At 57.4% G+C, this 15,736-nt stretch carries 14 protein-coding genes; 5 read left to right on the top strand and 9 right to left on the bottom strand.

Translation table 11 applies throughout. The features are described 5' to 3' along the window. The first annotated feature begins 17 nt into the window (after positions 1–17). Entirely contained in the window at positions 18–1,061 is a 1,044-nt protein-coding gene (locus KP699_RS00845; RefSeq protein ID WP_252346714.1) for a glycosyltransferase family 4 protein, read from the top strand. A 27-nt stretch (positions 1,062–1,088) separates the two neighbouring features. Here the strand turns inward: KP699_RS00845 and KP699_RS00840 are convergent, their stop codons facing one another. From KP699_RS00840 to KP699_RS00830, 3 genes are all read right to left on the bottom strand, one after another. Next, positions 1,089–1,547, bottom strand: coding sequence for a hypothetical protein (locus KP699_RS00840; RefSeq protein WP_025826533.1), 459 nt, complete (start codon positions 1,545–1,547; stop codon positions 1,089–1,091). A gap of 179 nt (positions 1,548–1,726) precedes the next feature. Then, entirely contained in the window at positions 1,727–2,143 is a 417-nt protein-coding gene (locus tag KP699_RS00835; RefSeq protein ID WP_086654554.1) for a MarR family transcriptional regulator, read from the bottom strand. Between the two features lie 159 nt (positions 2,144–2,302). After that, complete coding sequence (locus KP699_RS00830; RefSeq protein ID WP_215761333.1) at positions 2,303–3,748, bottom strand: M17 family metallopeptidase; 1,446 nt, start codon at positions 3,746–3,748, stop codon at positions 2,303–2,305. Between the two features lie 106 nt (positions 3,749–3,854). Between KP699_RS00830 and KP699_RS00825 the strand changes: the two genes are divergently transcribed. Both KP699_RS00825 and fdxA read left to right on the top strand, forming a co-directional pair. Next, a complete protein-coding gene (locus KP699_RS00825) occupies positions 3,855–6,452 on the top strand; it encodes a helicase-related protein (RefSeq protein ID WP_252346713.1) in 2,598 nt (865 codons plus the stop codon). Positions 6,453–6,619: 167 nt separating this feature from the next. Then, on the top strand, positions 6,620–6,952 hold the full coding sequence (fdxA, locus tag KP699_RS00820; protein ID WP_025826541.1) for a ferredoxin FdxA: 333 nt from the start codon (positions 6,620–6,622) through the stop codon (positions 6,950–6,952). Between the two features lie 68 nt (positions 6,953–7,020). Here the strand turns inward: fdxA and KP699_RS00815 are convergent, their stop codons facing one another. The 6 genes from KP699_RS00815 to KP699_RS00790 all read right to left on the bottom strand — a co-directional run bounded on the left by KP699_RS00815 (position 7,021) and on the right by KP699_RS00790 (position 12,610). After that, positions 7,021–7,257 carry a hypothetical protein gene (locus KP699_RS00815; RefSeq protein ID WP_215761332.1) on the bottom strand — a complete coding sequence of 79 codons (237 nt, stop codon included), beginning with the start codon at positions 7,255–7,257 and terminating at the stop codon, positions 7,021–7,023. 84 nt (positions 7,258–7,341) lie between these two features. Continuing rightward, positions 7,342–7,674 carry a cytochrome o ubiquinol oxidase subunit IV gene (gene cyoD, locus KP699_RS00810; protein ID WP_025826543.1) on the bottom strand — a complete coding sequence of 111 codons (333 nt, stop codon included), beginning with the start codon at positions 7,672–7,674 and terminating at the stop codon, positions 7,342–7,344. After that, the gene (gene cyoC, locus KP699_RS00805; RefSeq protein ID WP_025826545.1) at positions 7,674–8,279 is read right to left on the bottom strand and encodes a cytochrome o ubiquinol oxidase subunit III; all 606 of its coding nucleotides are present in this window, start codon (positions 8,277–8,279) and stop codon (positions 7,674–7,676) included. The genes cyoD and cyoC overlap by 1 nt, the downstream gene beginning before the upstream one ends. Beyond that, the gene (gene cyoB / locus KP699_RS00800; RefSeq protein WP_077930733.1) at positions 8,279–10,270 is read right to left on the bottom strand and encodes a cytochrome o ubiquinol oxidase subunit I; all 1,992 of its coding nucleotides are present in this window, start codon (positions 10,268–10,270) and stop codon (positions 8,279–8,281) included. Before cyoB ends, cyoC begins: the two co-directional genes overlap by 1 nt. A 5-nt stretch (positions 10,271–10,275) precedes the next feature. Beyond that, a complete protein-coding gene (gene cyoA / locus KP699_RS00795; protein ID WP_025826547.1) occupies positions 10,276–11,199 on the bottom strand; it encodes a ubiquinol oxidase subunit II in 924 nt (307 codons plus the stop codon). 634 nt (positions 11,200–11,833) lie between these two features. Continuing rightward, entirely contained in the window at positions 11,834–12,610 is a 777-nt protein-coding gene (locus KP699_RS00790) for a Bax inhibitor-1/YccA family protein (protein ID WP_212355895.1), read from the bottom strand. Positions 12,611–12,696: 86 nt separating this feature from the next. Here KP699_RS00790 and KP699_RS00785 point away from each other — a divergent pair, with 86 nt between their 5' ends. Continuing rightward, positions 12,697–13,272: a 2'-5' RNA ligase family protein gene (locus tag KP699_RS00785; RefSeq protein WP_215761331.1), complete on the top strand. Its 576-nt coding sequence runs from the start codon at positions 12,697–12,699 to the stop codon at positions 13,270–13,272. A gap of 232 nt (positions 13,273–13,504) precedes the next feature. Further along, positions 13,505–15,733 carry a PQQ-dependent dehydrogenase, methanol/ethanol family gene (locus KP699_RS00780; protein WP_215761330.1) on the top strand — a complete coding sequence of 743 codons (2,229 nt, stop codon included), beginning with the start codon at positions 13,505–13,507 and terminating at the stop codon, positions 15,731–15,733. The last annotated feature ends 3 nt before the right edge of the window (positions 15,734–15,736 follow it).

Raw genomic sequence — 15,736 nt, 5'->3', positions numbered from 1 at the left:
CACAACCAACCGAGACCATGTCCATCGCCCCCTCTTCTTCTTTTCTGGCGGTTTTCTGCCTGATCAGCGCCGTTTTTTTCACTGGCTTTCTGGTGAAAATGATGATCCGCGTGGCCGTTCTGGACCATCCGGGGCACAGAAGCGCGCATGAACGCCCAACCCCCAAAGGCGGCGGCGTGGGGGTGATGGCCATATTTTTTGTGCTGTGCCCCATTTTGCTTGCGGAAACAGGCCAGCCCGTGCTGAGCGCGCCGGTGCTGCTGACTACTCTGGCGACGGCATTACTGGCCGGTGTGTCCTGGCTGGATGACCTGTATCAGTGGCCGCCTTCCATCAAATTTGCGGCGCAGTGTCTGGCTGCCGTGCTGGTTGTGGCCGGAGGCACGGTCCTGCCGCTGCCCATGACATGGGGCGGCCCGATAGCCGGAGCGCTCATTTCCGCCCTCTGGCTGGTGTTCATCACCAACGCGATCAATTTTATGGACGGGCTGAACGGGCTGATTTCCGGCTCTCTGGCGGTAGGCTGCCTCCTCATTGCGCTGACTGGTCCCGCGTTTGGTGTGCCAAACCTCTTCTGGCCTGCGCTGCTGCTCTGCGCCTGTCTGTGTGGCTTTTTGCCTTTTAATTACCCAAAGGCGCGAATTTTTCTGGGCGATGTCGGCAGTCAGGGCTGCGGGCTGCTGGCGGGGGCTGCGGCGCTCCATGTGGCCCATGCCACGCCTTTGCCGTCCGGCTGGCTTCTTGGCCCGTGCCTGCTTTTCCCGCTGATTTATGATGTGCTGTTTACGCTGGTCCGCCGCAAGCTGGCCGGACATTCTCTGGTACAGGCGCACCGTGGGCATTTATATCAGGTTCTGCACCGCAGCGGTGTGAACCCGGCCCTGATTACGCTGGCTGAATGGGGATTTGTTGTGTGGGGAGCGGTAGTGGCGCATTTTATCGCACCGCTGCCTGTCCTCCCCGGTCTGGCCTGCGGGCTGGGGTTACTGCTTGTCCCCCAGCTTCTCTGGACAGGGTTTGCCGTCCTGCAAACACGCCGCCACCCGGTTGGTCCGTGGTAGGCGGCGTATCTTTAAGGCGTCAGACTCTTATTTTTCAATCTTCAGGGTCAGGCCTTCAGCAGAGCTTGCAAGGCGTGCACCTTTGGTGGCGGTTTCGATCTTGATACGGACCCCGTTCTTGTTTTCAAGAACAGCCCCGCCCAGACCGTTTCCAAGCGTCGCTTCCCCGTGGGCAGCCCCGTAGGTGCCGTCAAAATCCTGCACGCGATGCAGGTTGTAAACGGTGCCAACCCCTTCAATTTTGGAGAAACCGACGGCGGCAATCGTGCCACCCGTAACAGAGAATTTGTAGGTGTGACCCCCATAGGTCAGCTTACCATCCCCCCAGGTATACCCCACCCCGACATCCGCTGATTTTGCGCTGAGGGTGATTTTGCCGGTGGGTGTGCCCATCGCGTCAGCCGCATATGCGGCGGGCATCATGCTGGCTGAAGAGAATGCCAGTGCCGCCACAGCGGCCACGGAAGCAACAGAAGAAAAACGCATTGGAACGTTCCTTATTCTCTTTTTATCCCTTCCCCGTTTCCCTGCGGCGGTAGGCCAGAGGCTTGTGGGAAGTGTTGAGAAAAAAACGCCCGATACGAAAAAAAGTTTCTCAGAACCGGCCTGTCTGTTGTTTCCCTAAAAAAAGAAACAAACGGACAGGCCCGTATAATACGGTGTTCTCAGGCAGCAGCCACACGGCGCAGCGTGGCGCCACGGCGTGCGGGTTTGTCGTCCTGACGGGCCTTTTTGGCTTCATCATCCGCCGCTTCACCCATGATGGAGCGGATTTCTTTCAGGTAGGCGGCACCTTTGGGCGTGCGCTGCACCAGAACGGAACGACGATCAAGCGGGTCAACCTTACGGCGGGCCAGATCCAGCTCACCCAGACGGTCCAGCGCGCGGGTAATGGCCGGCTTGGAGACGTTCAGGCTGGAGGCCAGACCACGCACCGTATGGCCGGATTCATCCAGATAGCAGGTCAGGAAAACCGCAAGCTGGCGTGCAGAGAGGTCAGGGCCTTCGCCACGCACCAGAGAGACGACGGTATCGCGAAGAGTTTTAACCAGCTCTTCAGCCTGGGCGGCAGTCTGTGCCATCAGATTTTATCCTTTCAAAAACTCCGGCCACCACCCGGAACGGGCAATTTCCGGCTTTTGCATTTTTACTTCCGGCATACTTGGTGACGCTTATATAGGAGCCGGTTCAGGTGTTTAAAACCTGTACTCTAAAAATAGTTCCAGAAATGTGACATTTCTTTACGATATCGCGTCGGAGTGCGTCTCAAAAATTTGACACACCGCATCGAAAAGTGCGCGAATCCCAGGAGAATCGCCGCCTTCAGGGCGTCCGGGCCTGCTGTTATCGTTCCACGCGTAGCTGTCGATATGCGCCCATCGCTGGCCTGCATTTACAAAACGCTCAAGAAACAGTCCCGCTGTTACTGCCCCGGCCATAGGTCTGGAGGAAATATTGTTCAGGTCCGCCACCGGGCTTTTCAGCCATCCGGCGTAACCCTGCCATAAAGGCAACTGCCATAACGGGTCTGCCTGCTGCTGCCCGGCAGCCAGAATGGACTGCGCCACACCCTGATCATTACAGAACAAAGCAGGCAGATCCGGCCCCAGCGCCACGCGCGCAGCCCCCGTCAGCGTGGCGATATCCATCAGCAGATCCGGCGTCTGCTCACCGGCTTCACTCAGCAGGTCACACAGCACCAGCCGGCCTTCCGCATCCGTGTTGCCAATTTCCACCGTGAGACCCGCCCGGCTTGTCACCACATCCAGTGGCCGCATGGCGTGGCCAGACACACTGTTTTCCACGCAGCCCAGCCGCACTTCCAGCCGCACCGGCAGATCCTGCGTCATGATCAGCCGTGCCAGCGCCAGAACGCTCGCGGCCCCGCCCATATCCTTTTTCATGCGCAGCATGCCGGAGGAAGGTTTGATGTCATAACCGCCGGAATCAAAGCACACGCCCTTCCCGACCAGTGACAGCAGGGGGGCGGTTTTTCCGGCGTTGCTGCCTTTCCAGCGGGCCAGCACCACACGCGGCCCACGGTCAGACCCGTTCCCGACATGCGCCAGCAGTGGATAAGCCTTATCAAGGGCAGCGCCTTTGATAATCTCAACATCCGCGCCAAACGGCGTCAGCGCCGCGCGGGCCGCACGCGCAAGCTCGGAAGGACCGAGCAGATTCGCGGGTGTATTGATCAGATCCCGCGCCAGCCAGATGGACAGAGCGGTCTCAACCGCCACACCGGTTTCCTCAGCCGCGGTCACGACCAGACGCGGCCGCGCCTGCTTTGCCGGTTTTGCGGCGGATTTCAGAGAAAACTGATAGGCTCCAAGACAGAACCCCAGAATCACATCATCCCGCGCAATATCGGCAGGCACGCTCACCTGCCAGTCTCCGGCGGGCAGATCCTGTGCCAGAGCGCCGAACAGGTACGGGTCACGCTGGCCTTTTTCCGGTATGCCAAACAGCCCTACCGGCACGCCGCGCGCATCAGGCACCAGTACCAGCTGGCCGGGCCTGCCGGTAAAACCACAGGCCAGTGCAAAGGCAGCCCCTTCCGCCCCCAGCAGCGGCGCAAGAGCCTTCTGGTCAGCCCCCCTAACCCCGTGCACGATGCGCAAGGCACCCGTTCCGGCCTTGCGGCGGCTACGGGAGACGATGAGACAGTCAGGTTCACTCACGGACATGGACAGTTCCTCCTTCTTCAAACCTGCGCCGGGAGCGCCTCCGGCACAATGCCCCCGCAGAAGGGAACGGGTTGCTTTTGAACGCATACCAGCGGACCATGGCAGGATGATGGATACCCCAAGCTGGCAGGCCACGCGCCTGCGGCCCCCCGCCAGCCCGGAAGATGCGCCCGTGCGCGCTGTACTGGGGCCGACCAACACCGGCAAGACCCATCTGGCGCTTGAACGCATGCTGGCCCACACCTCCGGGATCATGGGGTTCCCGCTCCGCCTGCTGGCGCGGGAAAATTATGAGCGCATGGTGCGGCTCAAAGGCGTGCGCGCCGTAGGGCTGATTACGGGGGAAGAAAAAATCATCCCCTCCGGGGCCCGCTGGTTTTCCTGCACGGTAGAAGCCATGCCGATGGACCGGCCGGTCGATTTTATCGCTGTTGATGAAATTCAGCTCTGTGCTGACCCTGAGCGCGGCCATGTGTTTACAGACCGGCTTTTGAATGCGCGCGGGCAGTCTGAAACCCTGTTTCTGGGCGCGGAAACCATCGCGCCGCTACTGCGCAACCTGATCCGGGGGATTGAAATCGAGTCCCGCCCCCGCCTGTCAGAGCTAACCTATACCGGCTTTACGCGCCTTTCCCGCCTGCCGCCCCGCTCCGCCATTGTCGCGTTTTCCGCGGGCGAAGTGTACGCCATTGCCGAGGCTATCCGCCGCAGGCGCGGCGGCTGCGCTGTTGTCATGGGGCAGCTTTCCCCCCGCACCCGCAATGCACAGGTGGACCTCTACCAGAAGCGGGAAGTGGATTATCTGGTCGCTACAGATGCCATTGGCATGGGGCTGAACATGGATATCCATCATGTTGCCTTTGCCGGCCTCTCCAAGTTTGACGGGTCACAGCGCCGGCTGCTGGCCCCGGCGGAAATCGCACAGATTGCTGGCCGTGCCGGACGCGGCACGCAGGATGGCACCTTTGGCACCACAGGCGACTGCCCTCCGCTGCCAGAAAGCAGTGTGGAAGCCGTAGAAAACCATCAGTTTGAGGCTCTGCACCATCTCTACTGGCGGAACAGCGCGCTGGATTACACATCCCCCCGCGCGCTGTATGCCAGCTTATGCCAGAAGCCACCTTATCCCGGCCTGCGGGCCGCCGAGCCTGCCTCTGATATCATTGTGCTCAGCGCCCTGATGCGGGACACAGCCATCCAGAGCCTGACCAGAGAGCCGGGCCGCACCCGCCTGCTCTGGGAAGTCTGCCAGATTCCGGATTTCCGCAAACTGGGAGAAGACAGCCATATCCGCCAGTGTGCCCAGATTTTTACGGTACTGGTAAAGGAAGGCCACCTGCCCTCAAGCTGGCTGGAACCCCGACTGGCTAATCTGGAACGTACCGAGGGCGATATTGACGCCCTGATGCAGCGCCTGATGGGCATTCGTATCTGGGCCTATGTCGCGACCCGGTCCGACTGGGTGGAAAACCCGCAACTCTGGCGCACCCGCACGCGGACCATTGAAGATACACTCTCCGACCTGCTGCATGAACGTCTGGCCGCGCGTTTTGTGGATAAGCGCGCGACCAGTCTGGCCCGCAGGCTAGAAGAAGCAGACAGCAAACCGCTTCTGTCCGCCATTACTCGCACAGGGGAAGTGAGCGTGGAAGGCCATGCCGTAGGCCACATGCAGGGCTTTGCGTTTATTCCTGATCAGGATGCCGCCCGGTCAGACCAGCCTTTGCTCATGCGGGCTGCCCGCCGTGCGGCCCGGAGTGAAATCCCACGCCGTGTCACCCACTTCCTGCAAACGCCGGATGAAAGCCTGACGCTGGACCCGGCCACCGGCATCCTGCTGTGGGAGGGCGATGCTATCGGGCATCTGCAAAAAGGCGAAGAGCTCCTGCGGCCCGCCGTGCATGTCACTACTGCGGAGTTTCTGGAGCCTTCCCACCGCGAACGCATCCGGATGCGGCTGACCGCTTTTGTCGCGGCAACGCTGCACAGCACACTTGCCCCGCTTTACCGGGCCGCGCAGGCCGTCGCGGATAAACCCGCCCTGCGCGGCCTGATTCATGGCCTGATGGAACAGGGCGGGATCATGACGCTGCCCGGCAACAGCGTCCTCCCTAAAAAGGACGCCCATGCGCTGCATAAGCTGGGACTGCGGCTGGGGAAGGATATTCTGTTCTGCCCGCAGCTTTTGCGCCCGCAGCCCATGACGCTGCGGGCGTTGCTCATACAGCTTTACACGGGTCACGCTGTCCCGCCGCTCCCCAAACCGGGAGCTGTCTCACGCCGCCTGCCCCCGGACACCAGACTTTCCGCGCAGGATCGAGCCTTACTGCTGCAAACAGGCTGGCACTGTACGGAGGACTTCCTGATCCGGCTGGATATTGCGCGGGAGACTTACAAAACATTATCCGAGCTTGCCGTCCGCTCGGGTGGCTGCCCGCTTCAGCCGGGTATGGCCTCCCGTCTGGGAGTGCCTGCGGCAGATCTGCCTGAGGTGCTGACCAGCCTTGGACTAAGAGTGCAGAAAGCGTCCGTTCTGGGCAAAAAACATTTTGGCCCCGCCACCCCCACCCTGCTTCTGCCACCCCGGACACCAGCCCCGGATGGCAAAAGGCGGCGACAGAGCGCCCGGACGGAACGCAGGCATACAATGCCCCCTGTAACAGGTCCGTTTGCGGCCCTCGCAGTGTTGCAAAAACGTCGTTAACGCAAGCTCTGCTCAGCAAGAAACAGTAATACCTAATAGAAGCGGGTTGCCACGGAACAAAAAGCCCCTCATATCTTCGCCATCCTTGGTGGCATGGCCCGGAATGACCATGCCATTTACCCCGGGACCGGACGCACTCCGATCCCCCAAAATCTTCGGAGATGGCAATGACCTACGTGGTCACTGAAAACTGCATCCGCTGCAAATTCATGGACTGTGTGGAAGTCTGCCCTGTTGACTGCTTCTACGCCGGCGAAAACTTCCTGGTGATCAACCCGGACGAATGTATTGACTGCGGCGTGTGTGAACCTGAATGCCCCGCAGAAGCGATTTTCCCGGATAGTGATGATCGCGCGACAGCATGGGCGGAACTCAACGCATCCTATTCCACCAAATGGCCGAACATCACCCGCAAGGGCACACCCCCGGCTGATGCGGAAGAATGGAAAGACAAGCCCGATAAAGCTGGTCTGCTCTCTCCGGAGCCGCACAAAGGCTGATCTCCTCCTGTTCAGGAGATTTTAGAAACGGCGCGTTGCCCCCCAACCGGGCGGTCCGCGCCGTTTTTTTATGGCCTGCTGCAAATGACAGATGCCGCGGCCCAGCACCAGCGATAGCGATAGCGATAGCGATAGCGATAGCGATAGCGATAGCGATAGCGATAGCGATAGCCATAGCCATAGCCATAGCCATAGCCATAGCCATAGCCATAGCCATAGCCATAGCCATAGCCATAGCCGCAAGTGCCTTGGCACCATAGTCTGGCGCAAGCGCGCTCCCTTGAGCGGATAAAACCAAAGCACAAAAAAAGCCCCGGAATATCTCCCGGGGCTTTTTCTTAACCTGACACAAGACCTTGCCGGTATGAAACCGGCAAAGCTGTCCCTTATTAGCGGGACATCATGTGCAGGGCGGTGTTGTTCATAATGAACATGGTGCCGATAATCAGAATCACGACGAAACCAACAGTGAAGAAGAAACACATGTTGTTCCAGCGCTGTTCGGACCCGTTACCCATATGAAGGAAGTAGTGCAGGTGCACCAGCACCTGAACGAAGGCAAGAACCGCAAGTGCCGTCAGCGTGCCTGAAGGAGAGAGGCTATGGCTTACAACAACACCAAAAGCCGCCGCCGTCAGGATAACAGCAAGAACAAACCCGATAATGTAAGACGATACACTACCGTGGCTCTCACCCGAGGGGGATGTGTGAAGATCGCTCATCAGATCATGCTCGCCAGATAGACATAGGTGAAGACGCAGATCCAGACGATATCCAGGAAGTGCCAGAACAGGCTCAGGCAGGTGAGCTTGCTCATCATACGTTCCGGGATCTCGGTCGTGCCCATCAGCTGAACGATGAGGGTCACGATCCAGATCAGACCACACGTTACGTGCAGACCGTGCGTGGACACCAGTGTGAAGAAGGAGGACAGGAACGCGCTGCGGTCCGGGCCATTTCCTTCATGGATCATGTGCGCAAATTCATTCAGTTCCAGGCCAACAAAGCCCAGACCCAGAAGGAAGGTTACACCCAGCCACATGATGACTTTGCTGACTTCATTCTTATGGGCGGCAATCATGCCAAACCCATAAGTGATGGAAGAGATCAGCAGCAGAGCGGTTTCCTCTGCCAGTCCTTTGTATTCAAACAGGTCACGACCGCTCGGGCCGCCGTTAACCTGGTTATGGAGAACTGCAAACACGGCAAAAAGTGAGCCGAAAATAATGCAGTCGGTCATCAGATAGACCCAGAACCCGAACACCACCGGGGACTCGTGATGGTGTTCGTCGTGGCCTGCGGTCTGAACAGTTGTGTCGTGCGCCATTACTCAGCTGCCTGTGCCATGAGTTTACGGGAATGCTCGTTCTCGATCCGGGCAACTTCTTCAGCAGGGATGTAGTAATCGATATCCTTGTTGGCGCTACGGGCAATAACCGTCCCGATCACACCGATCAGGCCGATGGCTGCCAGCCACCAGATATACCATACTGCAGCAAAGCCGAAGACGAGGCTGAACGCACCGACAAGGAACCCGGCAGCCGTGTTTTTCGGCATATGGATCGGAGCATACGGCCCACCAGCGCAACGCGTATCAATGCCGTTTTCCTTGTCGTGCATGAACGCATCGAGTTCATGAACATGGGGAACGATAGCAAAGTTGTACGGCGGCGGCGGTGAAGACGTGGACCATTCCAGAGCGCGACCATTCCACGGATCACCCGTGAGATCACGGTTTGCGGGCAGGTTACGGTCACGAATTGTCACGTAAAGCTGGGTCAGCTGACAGACGATCCCCAGAAGGATCAGCACCGCGCCAACTTCAGCGATCAGCATCAGAACATGCCACTGCGGGTTGTCATAGTGGTTCATACGACGGGTCATGCCGTCGAAGCCCAGGACATACAGCGGAACGAACGCAAAGTAGAAGCCAACGAACCAGAACCAGAAGGCACGGATGCCCCAGGACTCGTTCATCTTGAAACCCATGACCTTCGGGAACCAGAAGTTCATGCCACAGATGTAACCGAAATACACACCACCGATAATCACGTTATGGAAGTGAGCAATCAGGAACAGGGAGTTATGCAGAACGAAGTCAGCGCCCGGAATGGCCATCATCACACCGGTCATACCACCGATGGTGAAGGTCACCATGAAGCCAACGGCCCAGTACATGCAGGCATGGAACTGGACGCGACCCTTATACATCGTGAACATCCAGTTAAAGAGTTTCACGCCTGTAGGGATCGAGATGATCATGGTTGCAATGCCGAAGAACGCATTCACGTCCGGCCCAGCACCCATGGTGAAGAAGTGGTGAACCCACACGATGAAGGACAGAACCATGATGGAGCAGGTTGCGTAAACCATGGTGCCGTAGCCAAACAGCGGCTTGCCGGAGAAGGCAGGAACAACTTCAGAGAACACGCCAAAGGCGGGGATAACAAGAATGTAAACTTCAGGATGACCCCAGGCCCAGATCAGGCTGAGATACAGCATCTGGTTGCCGCCACCATCATTGGTGAAGAAGTGCATACCGAAGTAACGGTCCAGACCCAGCAGAGCGACGGCAACCGTCAGCACGGGGAAGGAGACCATGATCAGGATGGAAGCGCAGAAAGCCGTCCAGGTGAAGACAGGCATCTTCATCCAGGTCATGCCCGGAGCGCGCATCTTCACGATCGTCACGAAGAAGTTCACGCCGGTCAGCAGCGTGCCGACACCGGAAAGCTGAATGGCCCAGATATAGTAATCCACACCAACGCCAGGGCTGAACTGAGTCTCAGACAGCGGAGGATAAGCCAGCCAGCCACACTGTGAGAATTCACCGATGAACAGGGAGACGTTCACCAGAATGAATGCAATGGCGGTCATCCAGAAGCTGAGGTTGTTCAGGAACGGAAAGGCAACGTCGCGGGCGCCGATCTGAAGCGGCACAACGAAGTTGAACAGACCGGTCATGAAAGCCATGGCCAGGAAGAAGATCATGATCGTCCCGTGAGCGGAGAAGATCTGATCGTAGTGATGCGGGGGCAGGTAGCCGGGGTTACCCGCGTAGGCCAGCGCAAGCTGGGTACGCATCATGATAGCGTCCGCAAAACCGCGGAACAGAGCAACCAGCGCCAGTACAATGTACATGACAGCCAGACGCTTATGGTCAACAGACGTCAGCCACTCTTTCCAGAGATAGCCCCACTTGCCGTAATAGGTGATCAGCCCCAGTACCGCGACGCCAATAATGGCCACGGCCAGGAACGTCCCAACCAGAATCGGCACATCCAGCGGAATGGCCGAGAACGATAGTCTCCCTAGCATAGATCCTATTCCTTCATATTCATGTCGGACATCGCGGACTGCACCTGAATCATCTTGCCAGTGCTTTTGTCCATGACCATGCCGTTGTTGTATTTGGCCACGATCGTGTTGAACAATCCGGGTTCAACATGCGCGAAATATTCGACAGGATTTGCTTCGCTCGGCGCAGCAAGCTTCGGATAGGTCTGACCATCCAGCTGCTCGGAGGAAGACTTTACTTTATCAACCCATGCATTGAATTCATCACCGCTTACAGCCAGCGTGCGGAATTTCATGTCAGAAAAGCCACGGCCACTGTAGTTGGCGGATTCACCCAGGTAGTCGCCCGGCTCGTTAGCCAGAAGATGAAGCTGAGTCTGCATACCGGCCATTGCGTAAATCATGGAACCAAGACGCGGGATGAAGAAAGAGTTCATCACGGAATCAGAGGTGATTACGAAATCGACGGGGGTGTTAACCGGAATAGCCAGCTGGTTGACAGTCGCAATACCCTGTTCCGGGTAGATAAACAGCCATTTCCAGTCCAGAGCCACAACTTCAACATGAAGCGGCTTGGTGGTTGCTTCGGCTTCCAGCGGTTTGTACGGGTCAAGAGAATGACACGTCTGGTAGGTGATCACGGCAAGGAAGAGAATGATCAGGGAGGGCACGCCCCAGATGATCAGCTCGATCTTGTTGGAGTGACACCATTTCGGAAGATATTCTGCGCTGGTGTTTGACTGGCGGTAATGCCAGGCAAAATACACAGACAGAATAATGGTCGGAACGACCACAATCAGCATTGCGATTGTAGAGGTGGCGATCAGTGATTTCACCCCATCGCCAACCGGGCCCTTCGGATCCAAGACATCCATCTCACACCCGGCAAGCAGCAACGCTGACGATAGGCCGCCCAATCGCGCCATTCTCGCCAGTAACTTGTTTTTCATCGCACGCCTCTTGGTTCTGACATCTACTTAGCCTCACAAAGACTCTTCGCTCCTGCTGCCATAGAAGCCCGACAACAGCAAGAAACCGCGCTCCGGCGCCCCTGGGTGCCAAAATGCCGGCAACCCCGCCCGGACCATCCCTCTCCTCCGGAAAAGAGAGGGGAGAAGTCCGCGTCGGAACGACAGTTCAACAGGCTCCTCGGGCAGCGAAAACGCCTTGCGCCCTACTTTATTCCTAAAGCGCAGATTCTCAATGTCCGAAAAGTTCCATCAGCCTTTCGTCACAGTCGATCTATTCCCGAAAGAACATTCCGTCCCTGTGTTATTTCGCTGAATTTCGAGGGTGGCAAGACTTCACTATTTGTTACCAAACATTTCATACCAAAAATGTCCTGATTTTTTTTCTTTTTGAAATCAGACACTTATAGCAATACACCCCAAATCACAGAGTCGTGACCCACTTCATCGTGCACAACATAAGTCTTATTTTGAACGTATTCCGAATGGGCAGAAGCCCTTACCGTCACTGCATAGCTGGTCACACAAAAAAGCCCGGCCTTTGCAGACCGGGCTTTCCTGATTTGGTCAGACTCCTCAATCCGGGGAGTCCGCTGCTTCTGTTTCCACTCAGGGGTTAGTCATTAGAGTTCCGGACACCCATGAACTGAAGCAGGAACTGGAAGAGGTTGATAAAGTTGAGATACAGGCTCAGCGCATCATAAACGCTGCGTTTAGCGGCTTCATCCGGGCCTTCATACGCCGCGTATTGCGGGTAGGTCACGCGGATGCGCTGGGCATCAAACGCGCTGAACGCCGTGAAGATAAACACCCCGATGATGCTGTAGACGAAATACACCGCCGAACTTTTCAGGAAGATGTTGACCAGACCGGCAATCACCATCCCGAACAGCCCCATCATCAGGAACGAGCTGAAGCGCAGCAGGTTCGCCTTGGTCGTGTATCCCCACAGAGATGTTGCGGCGAAGGTGCAGGCCGTTACCAGAAACACACGCACCACAGAAACACCGGTATAGACCAGAAAAATGCTGGCCATGCTGGCACCCATGGTGGCGCAGAAGGCCCAGAACAGCCCCTGCGCTCCCTGCCGGGACAAACGGTTCACGCCAAAGGACATCACCAGCACAAATCCCAGAGGCGCAATCATGGCCAGATCCCCAAGCAGTGTGGGGCGCAGGGCCAGACCACCCGCTGTGGGGGCCAGATGAAAAAACAGATTCCGCAGGCCGGTAAAGGCTACGGCGTAGGCCACGATGCCTGTCAGCAGCAGGCCAGACGCCATCCAGTTATAAACGCGCAGCATGTAGGCCCGAAGCCCTGCATCCAGCGCGCCGGCCTGGGCGTTCCAGCCTGAAGATGCTGTAGGTGAACGGTAGTCGTGACTGAACGACATCTTTTCCTCTCCTTGTCCGGACAAGCCGGCGTTGCTTTATACTTGTGGCTGCCCTGCCTCTGCGTCAAGGGTTAGCAATCCCTTTCGTGACCAGCATGAGAGTTGATGAAGGTCTGACCATGTACCTTATAATTGGCGCGGCTCTCCCCGCGGAACTGCGGACAACCCTGCTCGGCCTTCAGGCCCACTTTCCGGACAAGAGCTGGGTGCCGGAGTCCTACCTCTTCCTGCCGTTCTGCACACTCGGGACCATTACCCACCCCGGACTTCTGGAAGAAATTGATCATGCCCTGCGGAACGTTTGCCCGCGTGCGCCGCTTTCTTTCACAACAGATGGATTTGAAGTCTCTCTGCGCAAGGACCGAATCTCGCTTGGAATAAAGATACAGCCCTCACAGCTTGATCACCTTTCCGTGAAAATCCGTGCGGCCATCCAGCGCGCCGGGGTGCAAAACCCAAGGGCGCACAGCCCTCTCACCATTCCTCTGGCGCGGATTACGGACGTGCCTCCCCCCACCGTCAGTCAGTGGATTCAGATGCATCATCCGCAGACGTTTTCCACAGGAAGCATTTCCGAAATTACCCTTTTCAGTTCTTGGAAAAACGAGGAAATCCCCCTCATTATTCCGGAGGAGGAATATCATTTTAACGGAAGTATTTAGGTCATTCCCTCACGCGTTATAACATAAACCATTACAGTTCGTGATCACGCAGCTAGAAGCGGGTACACCGGCTCTACGCTGCTGTAACGGCTAGATAATGTCCATGAACATGGAGGCAGCTATTCATCTGGCGTGATTGACAGAAACAGGGCCTCTTGGCTGAGTGTGGGAAACCGGCCTGCCGGCTTTTTTCTTCTTTCCTCACCTTAATATCAGTCGAGGACGCTAACGCATGACCCGCCCCGCCTCCGCCAAGAGACGTTCGCTGCTAGGAATTCTCGCGGCTGGAACGATCTGCGCCGCATCGCTGCCGTATGCGGCAGCTCCTGCTTACGCCGACGCCCAAACCGACACCGGGGAAGCGATTATCCACGCGGATGATCATCCCGAAAACTGGCTGTCTTATGGCCGGACCTACACGGAACAGCGCTTCAGCCCTCTGGAGGACATTAACCGGTCCAACGTTGGTAACCTGAAGCTCGCCTGGTTCTATGATCTGGACACAAACCGCGGGCAGGAAGGTACGCCGCTGGTTGTGGACGGCGTGATGTACGCCACCACCAACTGGTCCAAGATGAAAGCGCTGGATGCCGCCACCGGCAAGCTGCTGTGGGCCTATGACCCGCGCACGCCCGGCAACATTGCGGACAAAGGCTGCTGCGATACGGTTAACCGCGGTGCGGCCTACTGGAACGGCAAGGTCTATTTCGGGACGTTTGATGGCCGCCTGATCGCACTGGATGCCAAGACCGGCAAACTGGTGTGGAGCGTGAACACCATCCCCAAAGATGCCTCTCTGGGTCAGCAGCGCTCCTATACGGTTGACGGCGCTGTGCGCGTTGCAAAAGGCCGCGTTCTGATTGGTAACGGTGGTTCCGAGTTCGGTGCCCGTGGTTTTGTGTCTGCTTATGATGCAGAAACCGGCAAGCTGGACTGGCGCTTCTACACGGTTCCCAACAACAAGAACCAGCCCGACCACGCAGCATCAGACTCCGCACTGATGACAAAAGCCTACAAGACCTGGAGCCCCACGGGCGCCTGGACAAAGCAGGGCGGCGGCGGCACGGTCTGGGACTCCATTGTCTATGACCCGGAAGCCGATCTGGTTTATCTGGCTGTCGGTAACGGCTCCCCCTGGAACTACAAATATCGCTCCGACGGGATTGGCGACAACCTGTTCCTGGGCAGCATCGTCGCCGTGAAGCCTGAGACCGGCGAATATGTCTGGCATTTCCAGGAAACGCCGATGGACCAGTGGGATTACACCTCTGTCCAGCAGATCATGACGCTTGATATGCCGATCAACGGTGAAAAGCGCCACGTGATCGTGCATGCACCGAAGAACGGCTTCTTCTACATTCTGGACGCCAAAACGGGTGAATTCCTGTCCGGCAACAACTATGTGTACCAGAACTGGGCACAGGGTCTGGACCCGAAGACGGGCCGTCCGATCTACAACCCGGATGCGCTCTACACCCTGAACGGCAAGGAATGGTTTGGCATTCCGGGCGATCTGGGCGGGCATAACTTTGCTGCCATGGCCTACAGCCCCAAAACGGGTCTGGTCTATATTCCTGGCCAGCAGGTGCCGTTCCTCTACAAGAACCAGGTTGGTGGCTTTAAAGCCCATCCGGATTCCTGGAACCTTGGTCTGGACATGAACAAAGCTGGCCTGCCGGATACCCCGGAAGCCCGCACCGCGTTCATGAAAGATCTGAAGGGCTGGATTATCGCCTGGGATCCCAAGACGCAGAAAGCCGCATGGGTTGTTGACCATAAAGGTCCGTGGAACGGCGGTATTCTGGCCACAGGGGGTGACCTCCTGTTCCAGGGTCTGGCTAACGGTGAATTCCACGCCTATGACGCCACAAACGGCGCTGACCTGTTCCACTTTGATGCGCAGAGCGGCATTATTGCTCCGCCCATCACCTATAAGGCACAGGGCAAGCAGTATGTTGCTGTAGAAGTGGGCTGGGGCGGGATCTATCCGTTCTTCCTCGGTGGTCTGGCCCGTACGTCCGGCTGGACAGTCAACCACTCCCGCGTTGTTGCTTTCTCTCTGGACGGCAATGCTGTTCTGCCCCCGCAGAACGACAAGGGCTTCCTGCCCGTCAAGCCGCCGGCCCAGTATGATACCAAAGTGACGGATAACGGGTACTTCCAGTTCCAGACCTATTGCGCCGCCTGCCATGGCGATAACGCTGAAGGTGCGGGCGTTCTGCCTGATCTGCGCTGGTCCGGCTCAATCCGCCATCAGGATGCCTTCTACAATGTTGTCGGCCGCGGTGCGCTGACGGCCTACGGCATGGATCGTTTTGACACGAGCATGAAGCCTGATGAAATTGAGGCCATCCGCCAGTTCATCATCAAGCGTGCGAACGAAACGTACCAGCGTGAAGTGGATGCTCGTAAGAATGACAAGGGCATTCCTGAAAACGCGACCCTCGGCATCACGCCGTAATGG

Source organism: Acetobacter sp. P1H12_c (assembly GCF_018811975.1).
Classification (GTDB): domain Bacteria; phylum Pseudomonadota; class Alphaproteobacteria; order Acetobacterales; family Acetobacteraceae; genus Acetobacter; species Acetobacter persici.
This window is presented reverse-complemented; position numbering and strand designations above follow the sequence as displayed.

Bases quoted from the DNA above. Each gene is read 5' to 3' on its own strand.
- KP699_RS00830 (WP_215761333.1), bottom strand. From the start codon at position 3,748: ATGTCCGTGAGTGAACCTGACTGTCTCATCGTCTCCCGTAGCCGCCGC.
- fdxA (WP_025826541.1), top strand. From the start codon at position 6,620: ATGACCTACGTGGTCACTGAAAACTGCATCCGCTGCAAATTCATGGAC.
- KP699_RS00840 (WP_025826533.1), bottom strand. From the start codon at position 1,547: ATGCGTTTTTCTTCTGTTGCTTCCGTGGCCGCTGTGGCGGCACTGGCA.
- cyoD (WP_025826543.1), bottom strand. From the start codon at position 7,674: ATGAGCGATCTTCACACATCCCCCTCGGGTGAGAGCCACGGTAGTGTA.
- KP699_RS00790 (WP_212355895.1), bottom strand. From the start codon at position 12,610: ATGTCGTTCAGTCACGACTACCGTTCACCTACAGCATCTTCAGGCTGG.
- KP699_RS00845 (WP_252346714.1), top strand. From the start codon at position 18: ATGTCCATCGCCCCCTCTTCTTCTTTTCTGGCGGTTTTCTGCCTGATC.
- KP699_RS00825 (WP_252346713.1), top strand. From the start codon at position 3,855: ATGATGGATACCCCAAGCTGGCAGGCCACGCGCCTGCGGCCCCCCGCC.
- KP699_RS00835 (WP_086654554.1), bottom strand. From the start codon at position 2,143: ATGGCACAGACTGCCGCCCAGGCTGAAGAGCTGGTTAAAACTCTTCGC.
- KP699_RS00780 (WP_215761330.1), top strand. From the start codon at position 13,505: ATGACCCGCCCCGCCTCCGCCAAGAGACGTTCGCTGCTAGGAATTCTC.
- cyoB (WP_077930733.1), bottom strand. From the start codon at position 10,270: ATGCTAGGGAGACTATCGTTCTCGGCCATTCCGCTGGATGTGCCGATT.
- cyoC (WP_025826545.1), bottom strand. From the start codon at position 8,279: ATGGCGCACGACACAACTGTTCAGACCGCAGGCCACGACGAACACCAT.
- cyoA (WP_025826547.1), bottom strand. From the start codon at position 11,199: ATGAAAAACAAGTTACTGGCGAGAATGGCGCGATTGGGCGGCCTATCG.